Origin of the sequence: Paraburkholderia sp. EG304 (assembly GCF_046543485.1) — a bacterium.
Classification (GTDB): Bacteria; Pseudomonadota; Gammaproteobacteria; order Burkholderiales; family Burkholderiaceae; genus Paraburkholderia; species Paraburkholderia youngii.
The window spans coordinates 1-1,267 of the sequence record NZ_JBKGUA010000223.1; the positions used below are offsets into that span (position 1 = coordinate 1).

The 1,267-nt window shown below is 61.6% G+C and carries 1 protein-coding gene; it reads left to right on the forward strand.

Features of this window, described 5'->3' with window-relative positions; all coding sequences use genetic code 11:
* On the forward strand, nucleotides 1-1,199 hold a 1,199-nt coding region (locus tag ACLFKU_RS43490), incomplete at its 5' end, for an IS256 family transposase (protein WP_410853361.1).
* Between the last annotated feature and the right edge of the window lie 68 nt (nucleotides 1,200-1,267).

A 1,267-nucleotide genomic window follows, 5' to 3' on the forward strand; every position in this document is an offset into this window, starting at 1 on the left:
AGCTCATCGATCAGTTCGTGAAGGGTCCGATGACGGCGGAAGCGGTGCAAACAGCCTCGATGGCGTTCAAGAAGGCGCTGATCGAGCGTGCGCTGGGCGCCGAGCTAAAACATCACCTGGGCTATCCGAGCGGAGGCCAACGCCCGCCGGAGTCGACCAACCAGCGCAACGGCAGGAGCGGCAAGACCCTGTTGACGGAGGACGGCCCGTTGCGGGTAGACATTCCGCGCGACCGTGACGGCAGCTTCGAACCGATCCTGATACCACGGCACGAACGCCGCTTTACCGGCTTCGACGACAAGATCATTGCGATGTACGCGCGAGGCATGACCGTGCGTGAGATACAGGGCTTTCTGGCCGAACAGTACGGCACCGAAGTATCGCCGGAGTTCATCAGCTGTGTCACCGATGCGGTGACTGAGGAGATCACAGCCTGGCAGGGCCGTCCGCTCGAGCCAATGTATCCGGTGGTGTTCTTCGACGCGCTGCGTGTGAAGATCCGCGACGAAGGGATGGTGCGCAACAAGGCGATCTATCTGGCGCTGGGGATCCTGCCCGACGGCACGCGTGACATTCTCGGACTGTGGATCGAGAACACCGAGGGCGCGAAGTTCTGGATGAAGGTCTTCAGCGATCTGAAGACACGCGGCGTGCAGGACATCCTGATTGCCGTCACCGACGGACTGAAGGGCATGTCCGACGCGCTTGAAGCGGTCTTCCCGGCGACCACGCTGCAGACCTGTATCGTGCACCTCATCCGCAATTCGCTCGACTATGCCGGCTGGAAGGAGCGTCGGGAGCTGGCCGCAGCCCTGCGTCCAATCTACACGGCGGCCAGTGCTGCTGCAGCCGAGGCGGAGTTGCTTGCCCTGGAACGGGGCCCGTGGGGAAGCAGGTTCCCGACGGTCATGGCAGCCTGGCGCCGCGCATGGGTTCGCGTGATTCCGTTCTTCGCGTTTCCGCCTGAGGTGCGCAAGGTCATCTACACCACCAATTCGCTGGAGAGCGTGAATGCACAGCTACGCAAGATCATCAAGACGCGCGGACACTTCCCGTCCGATGAAGCGGCGACCAAACTGCTCTGGCTTGCGCTGCGCAAAATCACCAGCGACTGGCACCGTGCGGCCCACGACTGGAAGGCCGCCATGCGGCAGTTCGCGATCCTCTACGAGGATCGCTTCACACGACCCAACAGCTAGAATGAAATTGATCGCCTGCCACGCCTGAAATGTTCAGACGCCTTGCACACAAAAATTCAGACACTCCC